This is a genomic window from Thiocystis violascens DSM 198 (assembly GCF_000227745.2).
Lineage (GTDB): Bacteria > Pseudomonadota > Gammaproteobacteria > Chromatiales > Chromatiaceae > Chromatium > Chromatium violascens.
In genome coordinates, this window is record NC_018012.1 from 440,338 (window position 1) to 456,295 (window position 15,958).

Here is a 15,958-nt window from a genome sequence, read left to right on the forward strand (position 1 = left end):
CATACGGTTCTCCCGTACACGGCTTTCCGATGCGCTTCACGCCGAGGCATGCGCCGATGTCCAGCCTGCCGTGTGGGGCAGCTTGAACAGTCCGAGGGCGTCGCGGAGGTGGGCAGAGGAGAAGCGCTCATACCCGCGCGTGCGCGTGCGCACGTGATGGCGTCGCCGCAGTTGGGTACGCCCCCGTTCCTCCGTGAACCACCGAATGCGTCCGAACACCTTGGTGCAGTTACCGTCATGGAAATAGCCCGACCAGCCGCGTAGAACCTGATTGACTTCCTCGATCATGCGCGGCATCGGCACCGGGGTTCGGCGCCGAGCGGTGAGTTCCTTGAGACGCGCCTTGATCCGTTGCTCGGCGCGCTTGCTTGGCTCGACATTGGGGTAGCCCTTGCCGGTTCGCCGGCTGCGTGCCCATTTGATGCTGAAGCCCAGAAAGTTGAACGCCTGTTCGCGGGCGTCGACCACGTGGGTCTTGTCCCGGTTGAGCGTCAGTTCCAAGCGTTCCAGCACGGTTTCGAGCACGGTCATGGCCGGTTGGCTGTCGCCGCGACACAAGATCACGGCATCATCGGCGTCGCGCACCAAACGTGCGCCCAATCGCCGCTCCACGTCGTGCCGCTCCCAGATCCGGTCCAACAGATGCAGGTAGAGGTTGGCCAACAGCGGAGAAATGACCCCGCCTTGCGGCGTCCCCTTGCGGTTCCCCTTGCCGCCACTCGGGCGTCGCTGCCTTCTTGCGTAGCATGGAGACCGTGCTATCATGTGCCCATGATTGAATCGTTTCATGATCGGGCTACTGAGGACATCTTCAACGGTGTCAATTCGAAAGTCACTAGGAAAATCTGTCCAGAAAAGCTCTGGAAAATTGCCAGGCGGAAGCTCGATCAACTCGATTCAGTACAGTCGCTCGAAGAACTGAAGGTTCCGCTTGGTAATCGCCTTGAGGCGCTTGCGGGAAATCGGAAAGGTCAGTACAGCATTCGTATCAACGAGCAGTACAGAATCTGCTTCGTCTGGGGCGAATCCGGTCCGGACGAAGTCGAGGTTACCGATTATCACTAGAGGTATCGAATATGGTTCGAATTCCAACGCAAAGGGCACCTACTCATCCCGGAGAAATGCTTCGGGAGGAGTTCCTCGTGCCTATGAATATTAGTCAACGTGATTTGGCTGATGCCATTCATGTTCCGTATCAGCGAGTAAATGAGCTCGTTAATCAAAAGCGCGGTATCACTCCAAGTACTGCGCTTCGGTTGGCAAAGTTTTTCGGGGTTTCCGCGGATTTTTGGCTGAATCTTCAGGTTCGGTGGGATCTTTTTCGAGTTCAAGCCACTGAGGCAGAAGAGTTGGCCTCGATTGAGGATTATCTTCATCTGCAAAAAATGGCCTAACGAATAAGGTTAGGCAGCAGTAACGGAGGCGACATGAATGTGAGTTTATTTCGCTATGCTTTTGTGCTGATCCTGCTCTCGCTCGTCGGTGGCTTCTTCATTCCTGCCATGGCTGTTCCACGGCTTGGACTCTCCGCACATACCATTGGCGCTCTTGGCGGTGTCCTGCTCATTGCGATTGGTGCCATCTGGCAGCACTTTCATCTTTCCAATACGCAGGGCGCATGGCTCAAGTGGTCGTGGCTTTATTCAAGCTACATCAATTGGTTTGCGTGTATCGTCGGCGCGTTTCTTGGCGCGGGCAAAATGACACCTATTGCATCCGCTGGTCTCGTCGGTAGCGGCAAAGTAGAGGCACTGGTTTCCGCTCTTTTTGTAAGCGTTGCTATTGCGTCATTAATCGCTGTAGCCCTCTCGCTGTGGGGTTTGCGTCGTGCCTCATAACGCAGTGCTGCCCAAATCGGGGATACCTAAGGAACGGACCACGTTAATTGCCTAACCAGGTGCTCCAGCCGAAGCAGGTTTCGCTCTCGCTCAAACGGCTCGGCTGAGTTTGTCGTTGTGCTGCATCACTACAATTTTTAAAAAAGGAGGCAAATCATGAATTGGGCGTCAACCATCAATAATCCTTTCTTGAAAAACCTTCCCTTTAAGATTGAGCTTGATAAGTGGGGCAAGATACTCATGAGTCCTGCAAGCAATAATCATGGAAGTCTTCAATTTGAAACTGGCGTTAAAATTAGAGATGCCAAAAAAGGCAAGGGTAAAGTCATTACCGAATGCTCAATTCAAACCAGCCTCTAAAAGCTAAAATTTCTGGTATCCGTTTATCCGTAATCAGCGTCGAATGGTGAACAAGATGGAATGGGCAAGCGTCGTTAACGATCCTTATCTAAAAAATCTCCCGTTCAAGATTGAACTCAATAAATGGGGGAAAATTTTGATGAGCCCTGCCAGCAATAAACATGGAAGTCTTCAGTATGAGGTGGGTTCGTCGATCGACAGAAAAAAAGGCAATGGCAAGATTATTATGGAGTGCTCGATTAGAACAAGCGATGGCGTAAAGGTTGCTGACGTTGCTTGGGCTTCAGATGCCTTTATCGAGAAATTTGGGTACGACACGCCTTACAATAAAGCTCCCGAGATCTGTGTCGAGATCACTTCTCCTTCAAATTCAAATGCTGAAATGGAGGAAAAGATTCAACTCTATCTCGCTAAGGGGGCGAAAGAAGTCTGGATCGTCGACGAAAACGGCGTCATCTCGTATTTCTCGCATGAGGGCTCAATTCCGGAAAGCAGAGAAATGCAAGGCTAATCGCCTATTCGCCGCCAGGCATCCAGCGTGCAGGCAACCGACCAGGCCTGGAGCGGGGCGCCGCGCGGTTGGTGCGGCGGGTCGCCGTCGAAGATTTCGCTCAGGCTGCCGAGCCCGGCGTCGCGCAGATGGTCGGACAGGGGTGTTAGCCGCGAGCGGGCCAGGTTGGCGTCGCCGGTGACGCGGTATTCGGCCAGCGCGTAGTGACCGAGCAGCCAGCACCAGACGGTCCCCTGATGATAGGCGCCGTCGCGTTCGCGGATGCCGCCTCGATACCGTCCCCGATACTCCGGCTCACCGGGGGCGAGCGAGCGCAAACCATAAGAGGTCAATAGGATTTGTCCGCAGCCGTCCACCACCCGCGCCTGATCGGCACGCGCGAGCGGCGAGGCGTGCAGGCTGACGGCCAGGATCTGGTTCGGGCGCACGCTTGCGTCAGCGCCCGCGGGACCGTCGAGCAGATCGAGCAAACCCTCGCCATCGGCCCGGAGATAGCGCTGAAAACCCGCTGCGACCCGCTCGGCGAGTTCGGCATAACGGCTTGGATCCCGGCCCAGCCGTGCGGCGAAATCGCGCATGACGATCAGCGCGTTGTACCAAAGCGCATTGATCTCGACCGGTTTGCCGATGCGCGGCGTCACCACCCAATCGTCCACTTTGGCATCCATCCAGGTGAGTTGAATGCCCGGCTCCCCGGCCTGGATCAGCCCGTCGGTCGGGTCCATGCGGATGCCGTGGCGGGTGCCGGCGCAATAGGCGTCGACGATGCTTTCCAGAACCGGGAAGGCGGCGGTCAATGACGCCGTGTCCTCCGTCGCTTCGACATAGGCCCGCCAGGCATCCAGATACCAGAGCGCCGCGTCCACGCTGTTATAGGCGGGTGTCTCGCCCGCGCCAGGGAAGCAGTTGGGCAGCATGCCGGCGTCGACGAAGCGGGCGAAGGTCAGCAGGATGCGCCGCGCGCTGGCGGGACGGCCGGTGGCCAGCGCGAGGCCGGGCAGGGCGATCATGGTGTCGCGGCCCCAGTCGCCGAACCAGGGATAGCCGGCGATCGCCGACTCGCCATCTGGAACCTCCGCCAGCGGTCGCGCGAAGAGAAAGGCGTCGGCGGCGAGAATGAGTTGCCGGATCCAGTCCGGCGCGTCGGCGAACGCCGGGTGAGCGGTCCGGGCCTGTTCCAACAGTTGTCGGTCGCGTGTCTGCTGTCGGTCATGACTTCGGGGCGGGCGAATCCGACCCCAGCCATCGCGATGGAAGGGGAGGGCGGTGTCCCGCTCGTCGACGGGCGGAATGTCCGTCCCTCTGTTGATCTCAGCGCTGAGACCGACCCACTCGCCAAGCGGCAGATCCAGCAGGGCAACGCCGGCGCGCAGATGGTTGTCGCGATCCTCCAGACCGCGTTCGCGTTCGACGGGCAGGTCGAAGTTCTCGATCCAGACCGGATCGGCCCGGATGCCGCCGCCATGGGCCTGAATCTCCAGCGCGAACCAATCCGCGTGCACGACGCGCAGCCGGTCGCCCGCGACACGGCAATCGGGCTGAATCCGGTCGCCGTCGGTGACGCCATGATGATCGCGGGCGTTGACGAGCAGGTCGACCTGGAGTCGCAACGGACGCTCGCCGCCGCCGCTGAGTAAGCGCCAGGCCAGATGGACCTGATCGGTTCCCTGATCCATCCAGAGGCGTTGTTCCAGACGCCGGTTGCCGATGGCGAATTGCCAGACCGGCAGACGACCGTCGAGCCGGAAGGATTCGAGATGGCGGTCGCCGCGCGGGGAGAGGGTGCCATCGGACCAGCGGTTGGTAAACAGCGGCCAGGTCCGGTCGCCGTCCAGCAGCGTCGCGTCGGCCTTGGCGAATACCAGAAATCGGCCCAGCGGCGGCGACAGGGGCGCGATCAGCAGACCGTGATAGCGTCGCGTGAGCGTGCCCGCGACGGTTCCGGACGCATAGGCGCCGCGCCCGTTGGTCAGCCACCACTCGCGCCGCTCGGCCTGATCGAGTTGACCGCAGATCTCGCGGCCGAACCGGATCGACTGCGGAAGTTGGCTCAAGGTCTTCGCGATGGTCATCCGTGCGTCGAGTCTCCCGCGTCTTGTTCTTTGGCGAGAATCTCCAGGTAACGTTCCAGTCCCTCGATCAGACGCGCCTCCATGAAGATCAGCCAGGGGCCAGTCTCGCTGTGGGCGTGGCGGGCTTCGAGTGCGTCGACATAGTCCGGGCGCTGCTCCGGCGCGATGACGAGCGGCGGGTATCCCGCCTGGAGCAGGATCAGATTCATCAGCAGGCGCGCCGTGCGTCCATTGCCGTCCGAGAAGGGATGGATGGCGGCCAGCCGGAAATGGGCCTCGAAGGCCGTCTCGGGATTGGGCGCGGCCGACGCGAGCCAATGGGCGAAATCGCCCATGCGCGCGGGGATCTCCGCCGGCGCGGGCAAGACGGCCAATGAGCCGGAGATCATCCGCTGCCGCTGGCTGTAGCGGCCCGCCTCGTCCCGGTCGCTGCGTCCGAGAACCAAGGCATGGATCTGGCGGATGTCCAGTTCATAAACGGGTGTCCCGCGTTGGGCCAACTCGCGCACGAACCGCCAGGCATCGCGATGATCGATCGCCTCCAGGTGATCCTTGAGCGGTTTGCCCCGCACCGTGATCCCCTGCTCCAGCACCAGTGCCGTTTCGGAGCGGGTGAGGGTGTTGCCTTCGATGGCGTTCGAGGTGTAGGTCAACTCGACCTCGTACCAGGCCGCCAGGGTGTCGAGCGCACCCTTGGAGAGCGGGCGCAGGCGGTCCAGGCGCTGCTTCAACGACCGCACGACGTCCGGATGGGGCAGGGCGGGGATGGGTGATTGGCGGTCCATGGGGTCTAGGCCGTCCTGTTTCGGATTCGCGACACAGCCACGAAGAGTCTCAATCCAGACCGGGAATGGCCGCCCGATGCAGGAACGCCCTGACGGCGGCAATGAATGCCTCCGGGGATTCTTCCTGCGGAAGATGCCCGCAATCGGGGATGACCTCCAGCGTGGCCTGCGGGATGTCGGCGGCCAGGCGTCGGCTTTCCTCGGGCTTGACCGCCCGATCATACGCGCCGGTCACGACGAGGACAGGGACGGCCAGGGTCGGCAGACGCGACTCCAGCCCCAGATGCCGCGTGGTCAGAAACAGCTCGAAGAACGCCTGGTCCCAGGGGCCGATCATGAAATCGGCCCTGTAAGCGGCGAGTTCTTCGTCCGAAAAACGCTCCTGTCGGAACCAGAATTTACGCAGCGCCTTGTCATAAAGTGTCGCGATCATGAACTTCATTAGACGCGAAAACACCGGCCGCGCCGCCTTCATGACCGCCAGCATGGGGCCAGGAACCTCGCTGGTCGCATAGCCGCTGTAGATCATGGCGCCGACCAGCACCAGACCCTGAACCGTCGCGGGATGGCGCAATGCCGTCAGGAGGGCGACGGTGCCGCCGGTCGAGTTGCCGATCAGGATCGCGCGCTCGAATCCCAGTTGGCCGATCAGCGCGGCCACCAGATCGCTCTGCGCCTCCGCGCTGTAGCGCGCGCCGCCGCCGTCGCGCGGGAGCGGGCGCGAGGTTAGGCCGAAAACCGGGCGGTCGAACGCGACCACTGTCGCCTGCTCGGCCAGCGGTTCCATGACCCGTCTCCAGGAGCGTAAACTCAGGAAACTACCATGCAGCAGCAGGATCAGCGTCGGGCCGGTGCCGGCGCGTTTGTAATGGACCCGGAACCCATTGCAGTCCAGAAACTGGCTGTCGGCGTCGGCGAGTCGATTCTGTAAGGCGGCGAATGTATCCATGAGGGAGCGGAATGCCTGCGGTCGATTCAGTGGTAAGACGATGTCCTTGCCCGCCTCGCCCCGTTCGAGCAATGCCGAGAGGTTGGGCCTTGGCCGGGGCGACTTGTATCCTGTTCCAGGTTCGGTCTCGATCTGACGATGGTCGGATTCTAGTCGATCCGCTCGAATGCGCGACAGCCCTACGGAATTGGATTGACCTGTCGAATGAACTGGACACCGTCGAGGATTTGACCTGATGACCGCGTTTTACCGACTCATCGCCTCGCAAGAGACCTGGATCGAGGGCGAAGCCCTGCGCCAGTTGGAGCAGACCGCCGCGCTGCCGGGCATGCGCGCGGCGGTCGGTCTGCCCGATTTGCATCCCGGCAAGGGCTATCCGATCGGCGCGGCCTTTCTGAGCGAGCGGATCTATCCGGCCCTGGTCGGTAACGACATCGGTTGCGGCATGGCGCTGTGGCAGACCGATCTGCCGACGCGCAAGTTCAAGCCCGCGCGGGCCGCCGAGCGTTTGCAGGGGCTCGAAGGTCCCTGGGACGGCGACCTCGCCGCCTGGCGGGCCGCGCGGGATCTGGCGCCGACCGACTTCGATACCGCGCTTGGCACCATCGGCGGCGGCAACCACTTCGCCGAGCTCCAGGCGGTCGAGACGGTGCTGGACGCGACGGCCTTCGCCGGGCTGGAACTGGATTCGGACCGCGTGCTGCTGCTGGTGCATTCGGGCTCGCGCGGGCTGGGCGAGGCGATCCTGCGCGGGGCGATCGACAGCCAGGGCCACCAGGGGCTCGACCCGGAGGCGCCGCCGGCGCGCGACTATCTCGGACGCCACGATCAGGCGCTGCGCTGGGCCGATGCCAATCGGAGGCTGATCGCCGAACGCCTCCTCGACGCCCTGGGGGCGGACGCCGAGCGTCGGCTCGATGTCTGGCACAATCTGGTGCAGCCGGTCGACTGGCACGGCGAGCGTCTCTGGCTGCACCGCAAGGGGGCCGCGCCCGCCGATCGCGGACCGGTCGTGATCCCCGGCTCGCGCGGCAGCCTTTCCTATCTGGTCCAGCCGAGCGCCGAGAGCGACCTGAGCCTGCGTTCGCTCGCCCATGGCGCCGGGCGCAAATGGAAACGCGGCGAGGCGCGCGGCCGTCTGAGCGCCCGCCAGCGTCCGGAGGATCTGCGTACCACCGCGCTCGGCGGACAGGTGATCTGCGAGGACAAGGAATTGCTCTACGACGAGGCCCCGGAGAGCTACAAGGGCATCGAACGCGTCATCGCGGATCTGGTCGAGGCCGGGCTCTGCACGGTCATCGCCACCCTGCGCCCGGTCTTGACCTACAAGATGCGCCAGTCGGCCCACCGACAGTCCGGCGCCCGCAAGATCGATCGGCGCCGGTCATGAATGCGCCAACCCTCTGGCTGCAAGTCTCCGCCGGGCGCTGTCCGGCCGAGTGCGAATGGGTGGTGGGGCATCTGGTTCCCGTGTTGATCCGTGACCTGGCGGCGCGCGGGCTGACTCTGGAGGAACTCGACCGCACGCCTGGCGGGCAGGCGGGCGATGCCCGCTCCATCCTGCTGCGGGTGACCGGCCCCGAGGCCCCGACCCGGATCGCGGACTGGCTGGGCACCGTCCAGTGGATCGGCCAGAGCCCCTATCGCCCGCGTCACCCACGCAAGAATTGGTTCGTCAGCGTCGCCGCCTTCCGCGAGCCTGCCGCCGAGGTCTGGAACGAACGGGAACTGCGGATCGAGACCCTGCGCGCCAGCGGCCCCGGCGGTCAGCATGTCAACCGCACCGAGAGCGCGGTGCGCGTCACCCATCTGCCCACCGGCCTGAGCGCCTCGGCCCTGGAAGAACGCTCGCAGCACCTCAATCGCCGGCTCGCGCTGGCCCGCCTGGCGCAACGCTTCGAGGAACGCGCGGACACTCAGACCCAGGCCGCCGACACCGCCCGTTGGCGCCAACACACCACGCTGATCCGCGGCAACCCGGTGCGGGTCTATCGCGGGATCGACTGGACGCGCGAACGCTGAGCCTTCGGTTTGCGATAGGTGATGTCGCGAACCCTTGCCGCGTCTCATATCCTGACATTGCATCCATTCATGGTTCGACCCTTCGACGGGCTCAGGACTCACCACGAACGGCTTCAGGCGGGGCGAATGGTATGGGCGTTTCCGGAAATCGCCTAAAACTCCTCCCACTGATCGTCCTCACCGACGGGTGCCGCAAGGGGTTTGACCGTCTTGAGCTGCGCGCGGCCCGGTCTGGCCGATGTCGCTGGAGCATTGCGCGCAACGGTTTTCGGTTGACGGATGTTGTTGTTACGCGCGGGCAGCCGGGCTGACTCGCGCGGATGCGCGCCGCCATGACCATCGACCTTGAACATCGCGACGGCCTGAGAGAGCACGCGCGTCTGATCCTCCAGACTCTCGGCGGCGGCGGCGGCTTCTTCCACCAGCGCGGCGTTCTGCTGGGTCACTTCGTCCATCTGGGCGACCGCCTGGGTCACCTGCTCGATGCCGGTGCTCTGCTCGCGCGAGGCTTGAGTGATCTCGTCGACCAGTGTGACGACCTGCCGGAAGCCGGTGACGATTTCGTCCATGGTGCCGCCGGTCTGACTCGCGAGTTTCGCGCCGTCCTCGACCTTGGCGACCGAGTCGGTGATCAGTCCCTTGATCTCCTTGGCGGCCTGGGCGCTGCGCTGCGCGAGGTTGCGCACCTCGGCGGCGACCACCGCGAACCCCCGGCCCTGTTCGCCGGCGCGCGCCGCCTCGACCGCCGCGTTGAGCGCCAGGATGTTGGTCTGAAAGGCGATGCCGTCGATCACGCTGATGATGTCGGCGATCTTTTTGCTGGACTCCTGGATCGCGCCCATGGTGCCCACGACCTGGTGTACCATCTCGCCGCCGCGCGCGGCGACCGCGTTGGCGGTCTGCGCCAGTTGGTTGGCCTGATTGGCGTTCTGGGCGTTCTGTCGGACCGTGGCGTTGAGCTGCTCCATGGAACTGGCGGTCTCTTCCAGGCTGGCGGCCTGTTCCTCGGTGCGCCCCGAGAGATCGGCGTTGCCGGCGGCAATCTCGCTGGCGGCGCTGCCGATCGATTCGGATGCCTCCAGGATGCGCCCGATGACCTCGCGCAGACGCTCTACCGTGAGGTTGGTGTCGTCCTTGAGCTGCCCGAAGGTGCCCGCGTAGTCGGCCTCCATGCTTTGAGTGAGGTCGCCCTGGGCAATGGCGTTGAGTACATGCGCCACATCCGTCAGACCAGCCGCGACAATCTCCACCAGCCGGTTGAGTCCCTCGGCCAGTTGCAGGAAGAAACCGTCCTTGCCCGCCAGCTCGATCCGGCGCGTGAAGTCGCCGCTGGCCGCCGCCTCGACGATGCCGGCGATCTCGCGCTCGGCCGTCACCTCGGCGGTACGGTCCGCCCATTGGGTCACGCGTCCGCAATAGATCCCCGTTCCATCCTGTACCGGACTGGCGATCAGGTGCAGATTGCGCCCGGCGAGGACCATCTCGACCGTGCAGGTTCCCGACAATTCCGACCGGTAGATCGCGCGCGCCTGTTCGTCCTCGAAATACTCGGCCAAGGATCCCCCCAGCATGCGATTGACGTCGAATCCCGGACAGCGGCGCGCGATCTCGGGCGCCATGCCTTGCCAGAGCGCCTGGGCGGCGGAGTTGATATAGATGAGACGATTCCTGTCGTCGGAGATCGTGGCCGGAAGCGTCAGGCTGTCGAGACCGGAACGGACGCGCAGATTCTCCCGCGCGATCCGCCGGGCCTCCTGAATGTCATAGTCCAGCCGGGCCTGAACCGACTTGACGGCCAGCAGCATCTCGCCCAGTTCGTCCTGATGGATGGCTGCGATACGGGTGGTGTAATCGCCGTTGGAAATCGCCTCCAGATGACCGAGCGTGACCTTCAGCGGCACCGTGATCTTGCGCACCAGCCAGAAACCGAGCAACGTACCCACGATAACCGCCAGCAGCGAGAACCCGATCGCCGCGCGCTCGGCCTGGACGGCGGAGGCCATGAAGGCGTCGCGTTCGAGTTGGGAGTCCTGCCTGACCTGCTTGAGGCCATCCATGATCAGAATTCGATAGGCACGCCAGATGGCGTTGTCTTGCTCGTTATAGACCTGTTTGGCGTCAGCCATCTCTCCCGCGTCCAGGCGCCGAAGAACCTGAGCCTGGGCATCGACATGCCGCTGTCGTCCTTCGGCGATGGCGTCCAGTCGTTGCTTTGCGTTGGCGTCGCCGGCCGAGACGCGCCGCGCATCGTCCAGCGCCTTGGCGAAGACGATCCCGGACTTGCCGACGTTGTCGCGCGCCTGTTTATCCGTGGGTTCGGTCAGGAGATAGCGCATGGCGGCGACCATCTGGAGACCGTGACCATACATGTCGTTATAGGCCTCCTCTAGCACCTGGGTCTGCTCCGAGATCCGCCGCACTTGATCGCTCGCCTGACGCAGACCGAATAGCGAAAATCCCGCCGCCAGGATAAACAGCAGTGAAATCAGGACGAGACCGCCCGGCAACGCCCGGCTGATGGCGATATCGTTGAGGCGACTCATGAACCTGGACAACCAGGGCTGTGCCGGTTTGCCCGCCCGTAGCCGCTCGTAAATGGCCTCCGCCGCCGCGATCTGCTCGCGCGTCGGCTTGCGTCGCACCGAGATATAGCCGGTCACGGCCCCATTTTCGCGCAGCGGCGAGACATTCGCCTCGACCCAGTAGAAATCGCCATTCTTGCAGCGATTCTTGACGAGCCCGGTCCAGGGACGCCCGGTCTTGACGGTTTTCCACAGATCCTCGAAGGCCGCCGCCGGCATGTCGGGATGGCGGACGAGGTTATGCGGCGCGCCGAGCAACTCCTCCTTACTGAAACCGCTGATGTCCAGGAAATCGCGATTGAAATGGGTGATCCGACCCTTCAGGTCGGTACTGGAGACAATCAGCTGATCGTCCAGCATCAGGTGTTCGGTATCGGTGACGGGCAGATTGGTGCGCATGATTCGGAGCCTTCTCGGTAGGGTCGTCCTGAACGGAGCGAGAGTGTTGCGTGCATCGCAAGCCCGCTATGATATATCCATGCCACTTTCCATGGTTCGGGGATTTATCTATGAGTGGAGCGAACTTCATCACGGGAGAGGCAAGGGGGATAAGGGGCAAGGCGCAAGGGGCAAGGGTTCGTACCTGAAGCAGTTTGTCTTGAGGCTGAAACTGTTCGCGCCGAGCCCGGATTTCCCGTTCGTCCTGAGGTTCTCGAAGGACGAACGGGAAATCCGGGCTCGGCGCGCGAAGCCGTTCGTGGTTCGAGGGCCTCACCACGAACGGCTTCAGGCAGGGGCGTCGGTTCGTCGGGCGGTTAGGCGATTGTGCAGCCAAACGCTCGGAGGATTTCCTGTTTTCTCATGACACAGCAAAGCGTTATCGCGAAAACGCCCCTTGCCCCTACAACCGCCCAGGCAGGGCAAGCAGAAACCGACCCGCATTGGCGAGTTGGCGGCGTAGCAGCATCCAGTTTTCCTTGCGGCGACGCTCGTCCTGACAGCGCAACAGCCGCGCGCGCTGCGCGCGGTCCATCTGGTCAAGCAGCGCGGCCCAGAGCGTATCCTCGACGTTGTAGACCCGTCCCTCGGCCAGGCAGACCGGGATCACGCTGGCGATCGGCACCTCCAGGTCGGTTGCGAGCGCGGTCACTGCGGCCTGGATGCTCATCGCCTTCAGGTTGCGCGTCTCTGTGAGGTCATAGGGCGGCTGCCATTCGCGCAGGGGGCGCAGACGGTCGATATGGGTGACCGCCACCAGCAGCGGCGGCGGGCGGCGTCCGACCCGCGCGGATTGCGCCGTGCGCAGCGCGTCCAGGGTCTGGCGCTCGGATTGCCGGTCGGGACGGTGTGCGGCGCTGACCCAGAGGATCAGGTCGGCCGTGTTCGCCGCCTCGTGCAGATTTTTGTACGCGAGCCTTTCCACGCCCGGCGCGTCGAGGATCAGGGCGATCTCCAGCCCTTCGCGTTCCAGACGGTAAGGCGTCAGCGCCCGCGTGGTGTCGGGCGCCAGATCGGTGGCCGCGCGCAGTTGTCCGAAGAGCGCGTTGACGAGACTCGACTTGCCGGCATTGGCGCGGCCCAGCACCAGAATCCGCAGCGGCTCGCCCGCCGGTCCAGAGCCGTCCTCGATCTCGGACTCGGCCGCGACGGCCAGATCCTTGACCGAGCCTGCGGTCGCCCGGCTGACGGGATCTCCGTCGGTCAGCAAGAGGCGTCCGCTGTAGAGGTCGATGGCGTAGCGTCCGACCTTGCGCGCATATTCCCGCAGCAGCCAGCGCGAGAGGTCTTTTTGGGCCATGGCATAGCCGCGTCCGCGCAGATGTTCCGAGACTTCGTTCAGCGCAGCGTGAGCCGGATTGATGACCCATTGTCCGGCCCGATAGAGTCCGAACAGCCGCTCCGCGAAGGGCTTCCAGCGATAGGCGCGGATGAGCGACCCGACCGTGAGACGATGACTGTAGGGGATATTTTCGGTGATGGTGTCGCGCAGGTCGCGACTGGCCCGCTCGACGATCAGCAACGCATGGGGCAGGGTCAGTTCCAGCAGCGGGCGGTCCACGTCGGGATGGAAATGGCCAGCGACCTTTTCCAGGGTGCGCTGGGCGAGCAACCCCAATTGCTGACCGTCGCCCAGCGGCCAGTCGTCCGGTTCGATGCTCCCGGCGAACGCCTCGACCAGCGCCCAGGCCGCGTCCGCGTCCGGGGGCCAGTCCGGGTTGGGTTGGGTCTGACCCGCCGCCAAACCGGTCTGCTCGCGCCGTCTCAGCCAGAACTGCATGCCGTAGCCCACCGCGCTGAAGACCACCAACGCGGCGAGCCAGACCAGCAGCGCGCCTTCCTGACGGAGCCAGAGCATCCCGAGCGGCAACAGCGCCAGGAAGGGCACCGTCCAGAGCAGCAGTGCCGCCAGCCACCAGCGATCGATCCGTTTGAAAAATGCGTTCATGTTCGTCCCGCGCGGATGCTGTCCCGTAAAATCTCCGAACCTCGCGACAGTTGCTCGGCGAAGACCTGACGTAACGCCCGCGCCTCGGTCGTCAGTCCCCGATTGCGATGATCGAAATACACGCCAGCCGCCTTGCCCAGCGCATAGGTCGTCGCCCCGCTGGCGCTCGCCCCCCAGACCGCGCCGACCGTTTGCCCGATGCCGGGCACGAGTTTGACCAGCGCCCGCCCCGCGACTCGCGCGCCATAGGCGACCCCGATGCCGGTCCCCAGCAGACCCAGGAATTCAGCGATCGCCCGGCGATCCCACGTCTGTTCATAGAGAACCGCCAGACTGTGCAGCATTTTAGCCTGGATCGCCGGCACGCCCATCAGATCGACCACCGGCAAGGCACCGATCCCGGCCGCCGTCAACGCATAGCCGACGATGTGCGGATGGGCCGCCCGCGCATAGACATCGCGAACCGCGGCGTCGCCGAGCAGAAGCGTCCGCAGACGCAACGTCGAAACCGTCTCGATCGCCTGCCACAGCGCCTCCAAACCATAGTCCGGAGGTTCGTAGCCATCCTCCGGCAAGGTCAGATCCACCGGCACCCAGGACACCGGCGCCGCGCCCGGCAGCTTGCCCGCCAGATCACGCTGCACCCGCAGGGCGCGGGCGAGATCGAGCGGAACCGACGCCGGCCAGGGCTCGCGCGCGAGCGGATAGGGCAGCGGATGGTCCGCCCCGCCATTGGAGTCGAGGGGATAGGCTTCATGCAGTCCGGTCTGGGCGACGATCAGCGGCCATTCGGGATGCCGCCGGCGCACCGCGCGCAGCACCTCGAAGACCGCCTCCTGATGGCTGTCGGTCGCCTTCATCACCCCCAACAGCAGATGCGCCCGGGACTCGCCGAAGCGCAGATCCTCCGCCGGATCGTAGTCCACCTCGCCCAGCCCGCGGGTGTCGAGAAAGCGCACCACCGGCGCCTCGGCCGGAAAATCATAAAAACGCAGGGTCGGGGTACAGGGCTGAAAGCCGTTGCCGATCTCGGCCTGTACGCTACCCGTGAGCGCGCGGACGATCGAAGTCTTGCCGGACTGGGTCTTGCCGATCAGCCAGATCACCGGCAGGGGATGGCGCAGATGGGCCTCGTCAAGCGCAAGCCCGAGCCTTGCGTCGTCCACGCGCGGATCCAGCAGCGCCTGACGCAGATCGCGCCAGCGATTCGGCCAGTTCTTCTCGTGGGGAGCGGACATGGAGCGGACCTCGGGAGTGCGGCATCCCGCCGATTGTATCGGGAGATGGGCAATCGGCCAGCAATTGAGAAAGAACGAACAAAACCCAGGACGCGCGCGTCCGTGGGCCTATGCGATAATCGACACTTATTTTTCGAGCAAAACTAAAAGAGAGGCCGCCGTCATGTCCAGGTTCCGCGTATTGCGATCCCTGCCCCAAGCCCTTGCTGGAGACTGGCCCGGTGGCATGGTCCGGATGCTCCTGACGGCAATGCTCCTGGGTCCACTGGTTCTGAGCGGCGGCGCCTGCGCCGCGCCCGAGCGCAGCGAACCCGAGATCGTCTCGCGGACCTACGCTTCACCCGAGTCACGCAGTCGAACCAGCATCGACGAGCGCGATCCGTCGGAAATCCTGTCCATGGCGCGCGAACTCTATCGCCAGGACAACCAGCCCCATCGGAATCCCCCCGGACTGCAACTTCAGTCCGCTAGCGCGCTGGTGGTCGACGAGCGCGGCAACCGCATCTACGCCAAAAACGCGCAGCAGATCAAACCCATCGCCTCCGTCACGAAATTGATGACGGCCATGGTGGTACTGGACGCTGGCGTCCCGCTGAGTACCCGGATCGGCATCATCGAGGACGACCGCGACCGTTTGCGCAACAGCAGTTCCCGACTCATGATCGGCAAGGCCAACCTGACGCGCGGCGAACTCCTGATGGTGGCCCTGATGTCCTCCGACAATCGCGCCGCCCACGCCCTGGGACGCACTACCTTCCGCGGCGGCACGCCGGCCTTTGTCAGCGCCATGAACCGCAAGGCCAAGTCGCTCGGGATGTACGATACTTATTTTGCCGACTCCAGCGGACTCAACGGACAGAATCGCTCTTCCGCGGAGGATCTGGTCAAGATGGTCAAAGCGGCCTCTACCTATCCCTTTATTCGTAAGACCACCTCCACCGGCGAAATGACGCTGCATCCCTTCGCCGACGGGCGGGCACTGCTGTACCGCAATACCAATTCGCTGGTCCGCAATCCCGACTGGAACGTGGAAATCAGCAAAACGGGCTTCATCAACGAGGCTGGACGCTGTCTCGTCATGCAAACCCGCATCGCCGACCGGCGGCTCTATATCGTGCTGCTCGACGGCTCTGGAAAACTGACCCCGTTGGGCGATTCCAATCGGGTACGGGACTGGCTCCTGAACGGGCAAAAGACCGCCGCGAGGTAATTCAA

15 protein-coding genes are annotated in these 15,958 nt (G+C 63.6%); 8 read left to right on the top strand and 7 right to left on the bottom strand.

Going from position 1 to position 15,958, the window contains the following annotated elements:
- Positions 1–36: 36 nt before the first annotated feature.
- Positions 37–789 carry a group II intron maturase-specific domain-containing protein gene (locus THIVI_RS02060; RefSeq protein ID WP_083845673.1) on the bottom strand — a complete coding sequence of 251 codons (753 nt, stop codon included), beginning with the start codon at positions 787–789 and terminating at the stop codon, positions 37–39.
- Here THIVI_RS02060 and THIVI_RS02065 point away from each other — a divergent pair.
- From THIVI_RS02065 to THIVI_RS02080, 5 genes are all read left to right on the top strand, one after another.
- The gene (locus tag THIVI_RS02065; RefSeq protein WP_014776997.1) at positions 772–1,065 is read left to right on the top strand and encodes a type II toxin-antitoxin system RelE/ParE family toxin; all 294 of its coding nucleotides are present in this window, start codon (positions 772–774) and stop codon (positions 1,063–1,065) included. The genes THIVI_RS02060 and THIVI_RS02065 overlap by 18 nt on opposite strands.
- Positions 1,066–1,076: 11 nt before the next feature.
- Positions 1,077–1,394, top strand: coding sequence for a HigA family addiction module antitoxin (locus THIVI_RS02070; protein WP_014776998.1), 318 nt, complete (start codon positions 1,077–1,079; stop codon positions 1,392–1,394).
- 33 nt (positions 1,395–1,427) lie between these two features.
- Positions 1,428–1,838, top strand: coding sequence for a styrene oxide isomerase (locus THIVI_RS02075; RefSeq protein ID WP_014776999.1), 411 nt, complete (start codon positions 1,428–1,430; stop codon positions 1,836–1,838).
- Positions 1,839–1,994: 156 nt separating this feature from the next.
- The gene (locus tag THIVI_RS23290; RefSeq protein ID WP_014777000.1) at positions 1,995–2,198 is read left to right on the top strand and encodes a hypothetical protein; all 204 of its coding nucleotides are present in this window, start codon (positions 1,995–1,997) and stop codon (positions 2,196–2,198) included.
- Positions 2,199–2,253: 55 nt separating this feature from the next.
- Complete coding sequence (locus tag THIVI_RS02080) at positions 2,254–2,709, top strand: Uma2 family endonuclease (protein WP_041447227.1); 456 nt, start codon at positions 2,254–2,256, stop codon at positions 2,707–2,709.
- On the opposite strand, the gene THIVI_RS02085 is transcribed toward THIVI_RS02080, so the two are convergent.
- Genes THIVI_RS02085 through THIVI_RS02095 form a run of 3 tightly spaced genes read right to left on the bottom strand, consistent with a single transcriptional unit; the run spans position 2,706 to position 6,515 of the window.
- Positions 2,706–4,781 carry an amylo-alpha-1,6-glucosidase gene (locus THIVI_RS02085; RefSeq protein ID WP_014777002.1) on the bottom strand — a complete coding sequence of 692 codons (2,076 nt, stop codon included), beginning with the start codon at positions 4,779–4,781 and terminating at the stop codon, positions 2,706–2,708. The two genes, THIVI_RS02080 and THIVI_RS02085, sit on opposite strands and share 4 nt — an antisense overlap.
- A complete protein-coding gene (locus THIVI_RS02090; protein ID WP_014777003.1) occupies positions 4,778–5,566 on the bottom strand; it encodes a Fic family protein in 789 nt (262 codons plus the stop codon). The genes THIVI_RS02085 and THIVI_RS02090 overlap by 4 nt, the downstream gene beginning before the upstream one ends.
- Before the next feature lie 49 nt (positions 5,567–5,615).
- Entirely contained in the window at positions 5,616–6,515 is a 900-nt protein-coding gene (locus tag THIVI_RS02095) for an alpha/beta fold hydrolase (RefSeq protein ID WP_041447229.1), read from the bottom strand.
- Between the two features lie 235 nt (positions 6,516–6,750).
- On the opposite strand from THIVI_RS02095, the gene THIVI_RS02100 reads away from it, so the two are divergent.
- A complete protein-coding gene (locus THIVI_RS02100; protein ID WP_014777005.1) occupies positions 6,751–7,905 on the top strand; it encodes an RNA ligase RtcB family protein in 1,155 nt (384 codons plus the stop codon).
- The gene (gene prfH, locus THIVI_RS02105; protein WP_014777006.1) at positions 7,902–8,537 is read left to right on the top strand and encodes a peptide chain release factor H; all 636 of its coding nucleotides are present in this window, start codon (positions 7,902–7,904) and stop codon (positions 8,535–8,537) included. The genes THIVI_RS02100 and prfH overlap by 4 nt, the downstream gene beginning before the upstream one ends.
- 152 nt (positions 8,538–8,689) lie before the next feature.
- Here the strand turns inward: prfH and THIVI_RS25980 are convergent, their stop codons facing one another.
- The 3 genes from THIVI_RS25980 to THIVI_RS02125 form a co-directional block, all read right to left on the bottom strand.
- Positions 8,690–11,518, bottom strand: coding sequence for a methyl-accepting chemotaxis protein (locus THIVI_RS25980; RefSeq protein ID WP_014777007.1), 2,829 nt, complete (start codon positions 11,516–11,518; stop codon positions 8,690–8,692).
- Between the two features lie 442 nt (positions 11,519–11,960).
- Positions 11,961–13,505 (bottom strand): GTPase, encoded by a 1,545-nt coding sequence (locus tag THIVI_RS02120; protein ID WP_014777008.1) that lies wholly within the window; start codon positions 13,503–13,505, stop codon positions 11,961–11,963.
- The gene (locus THIVI_RS02125; RefSeq protein ID WP_014777009.1) at positions 13,502–14,743 is read right to left on the bottom strand and encodes a YcjF family protein; all 1,242 of its coding nucleotides are present in this window, start codon (positions 14,741–14,743) and stop codon (positions 13,502–13,504) included. Before THIVI_RS02125 ends, THIVI_RS02120 begins: the two co-directional genes overlap by 4 nt.
- A 163-nt stretch (positions 14,744–14,906) precedes the next feature.
- Here THIVI_RS02125 and THIVI_RS02130 point away from each other — a divergent pair, with 163 nt between their 5' ends.
- The gene (locus tag THIVI_RS02130; protein ID WP_014777010.1) at positions 14,907–15,953 is read left to right on the top strand and encodes a serine hydrolase; all 1,047 of its coding nucleotides are present in this window, start codon (positions 14,907–14,909) and stop codon (positions 15,951–15,953) included.
- The last annotated feature ends 5 nt before the right edge of the window (positions 15,954–15,958 follow it).

What these genes read in the sequence shown, in the direction of transcription:
- THIVI_RS02090 (WP_014777003.1), bottom strand. Translation starts at nt 5,566, where the DNA reads ATGGACCGCCAATCACCCATCCCCGCCCTGCCCCATCCGGACGTCGTG.
- THIVI_RS02100 (WP_014777005.1), top strand. Translation starts at nt 6,751, where the DNA reads ATGACCGCGTTTTACCGACTCATCGCCTCGCAAGAGACCTGGATCGAG.
- THIVI_RS02120 (WP_014777008.1), bottom strand. Translation starts at nt 13,505, where the DNA reads ATGAACGCATTTTTCAAACGGATCGATCGCTGGTGGCTGGCGGCACTG.
- THIVI_RS02125 (WP_014777009.1), bottom strand. Translation starts at nt 14,743, where the DNA reads ATGTCCGCTCCCCACGAGAAGAACTGGCCGAATCGCTGGCGCGATCTG.
- THIVI_RS02095 (WP_041447229.1), bottom strand. Translation starts at nt 6,515, where the DNA reads ATGGATACATTCGCCGCCTTACAGAATCGACTCGCCGACGCCGACAGC.
- THIVI_RS02065 (WP_014776997.1), top strand. Translation starts at nt 772, where the DNA reads ATGATTGAATCGTTTCATGATCGGGCTACTGAGGACATCTTCAACGGT.
- THIVI_RS25980 (WP_014777007.1), bottom strand. Translation starts at nt 11,518, where the DNA reads ATGCGCACCAATCTGCCCGTCACCGATACCGAACACCTGATGCTGGAC.
- THIVI_RS23290 (WP_014777000.1), top strand. Translation starts at nt 1,995, where the DNA reads ATGAATTGGGCGTCAACCATCAATAATCCTTTCTTGAAAAACCTTCCC.
- THIVI_RS02085 (WP_014777002.1), bottom strand. Translation starts at nt 4,781, where the DNA reads ATGACCATCGCGAAGACCTTGAGCCAACTTCCGCAGTCGATCCGGTTC.
- THIVI_RS02075 (WP_014776999.1), top strand. Translation starts at nt 1,428, where the DNA reads ATGAATGTGAGTTTATTTCGCTATGCTTTTGTGCTGATCCTGCTCTCG.
- THIVI_RS02060 (WP_083845673.1), bottom strand. Translation starts at nt 789, where the DNA reads ATGAAACGATTCAATCATGGGCACATGATAGCACGGTCTCCATGCTAC.
- THIVI_RS02080 (WP_041447227.1), top strand. Translation starts at nt 2,254, where the DNA reads ATGGAATGGGCAAGCGTCGTTAACGATCCTTATCTAAAAAATCTCCCG.
- prfH (WP_014777006.1), top strand. Translation starts at nt 7,902, where the DNA reads ATGAATGCGCCAACCCTCTGGCTGCAAGTCTCCGCCGGGCGCTGTCCG.
- THIVI_RS02070 (WP_014776998.1), top strand. Translation starts at nt 1,077, where the DNA reads ATGGTTCGAATTCCAACGCAAAGGGCACCTACTCATCCCGGAGAAATG.
- THIVI_RS02130 (WP_014777010.1), top strand. Translation starts at nt 14,907, where the DNA reads ATGTCCAGGTTCCGCGTATTGCGATCCCTGCCCCAAGCCCTTGCTGGA.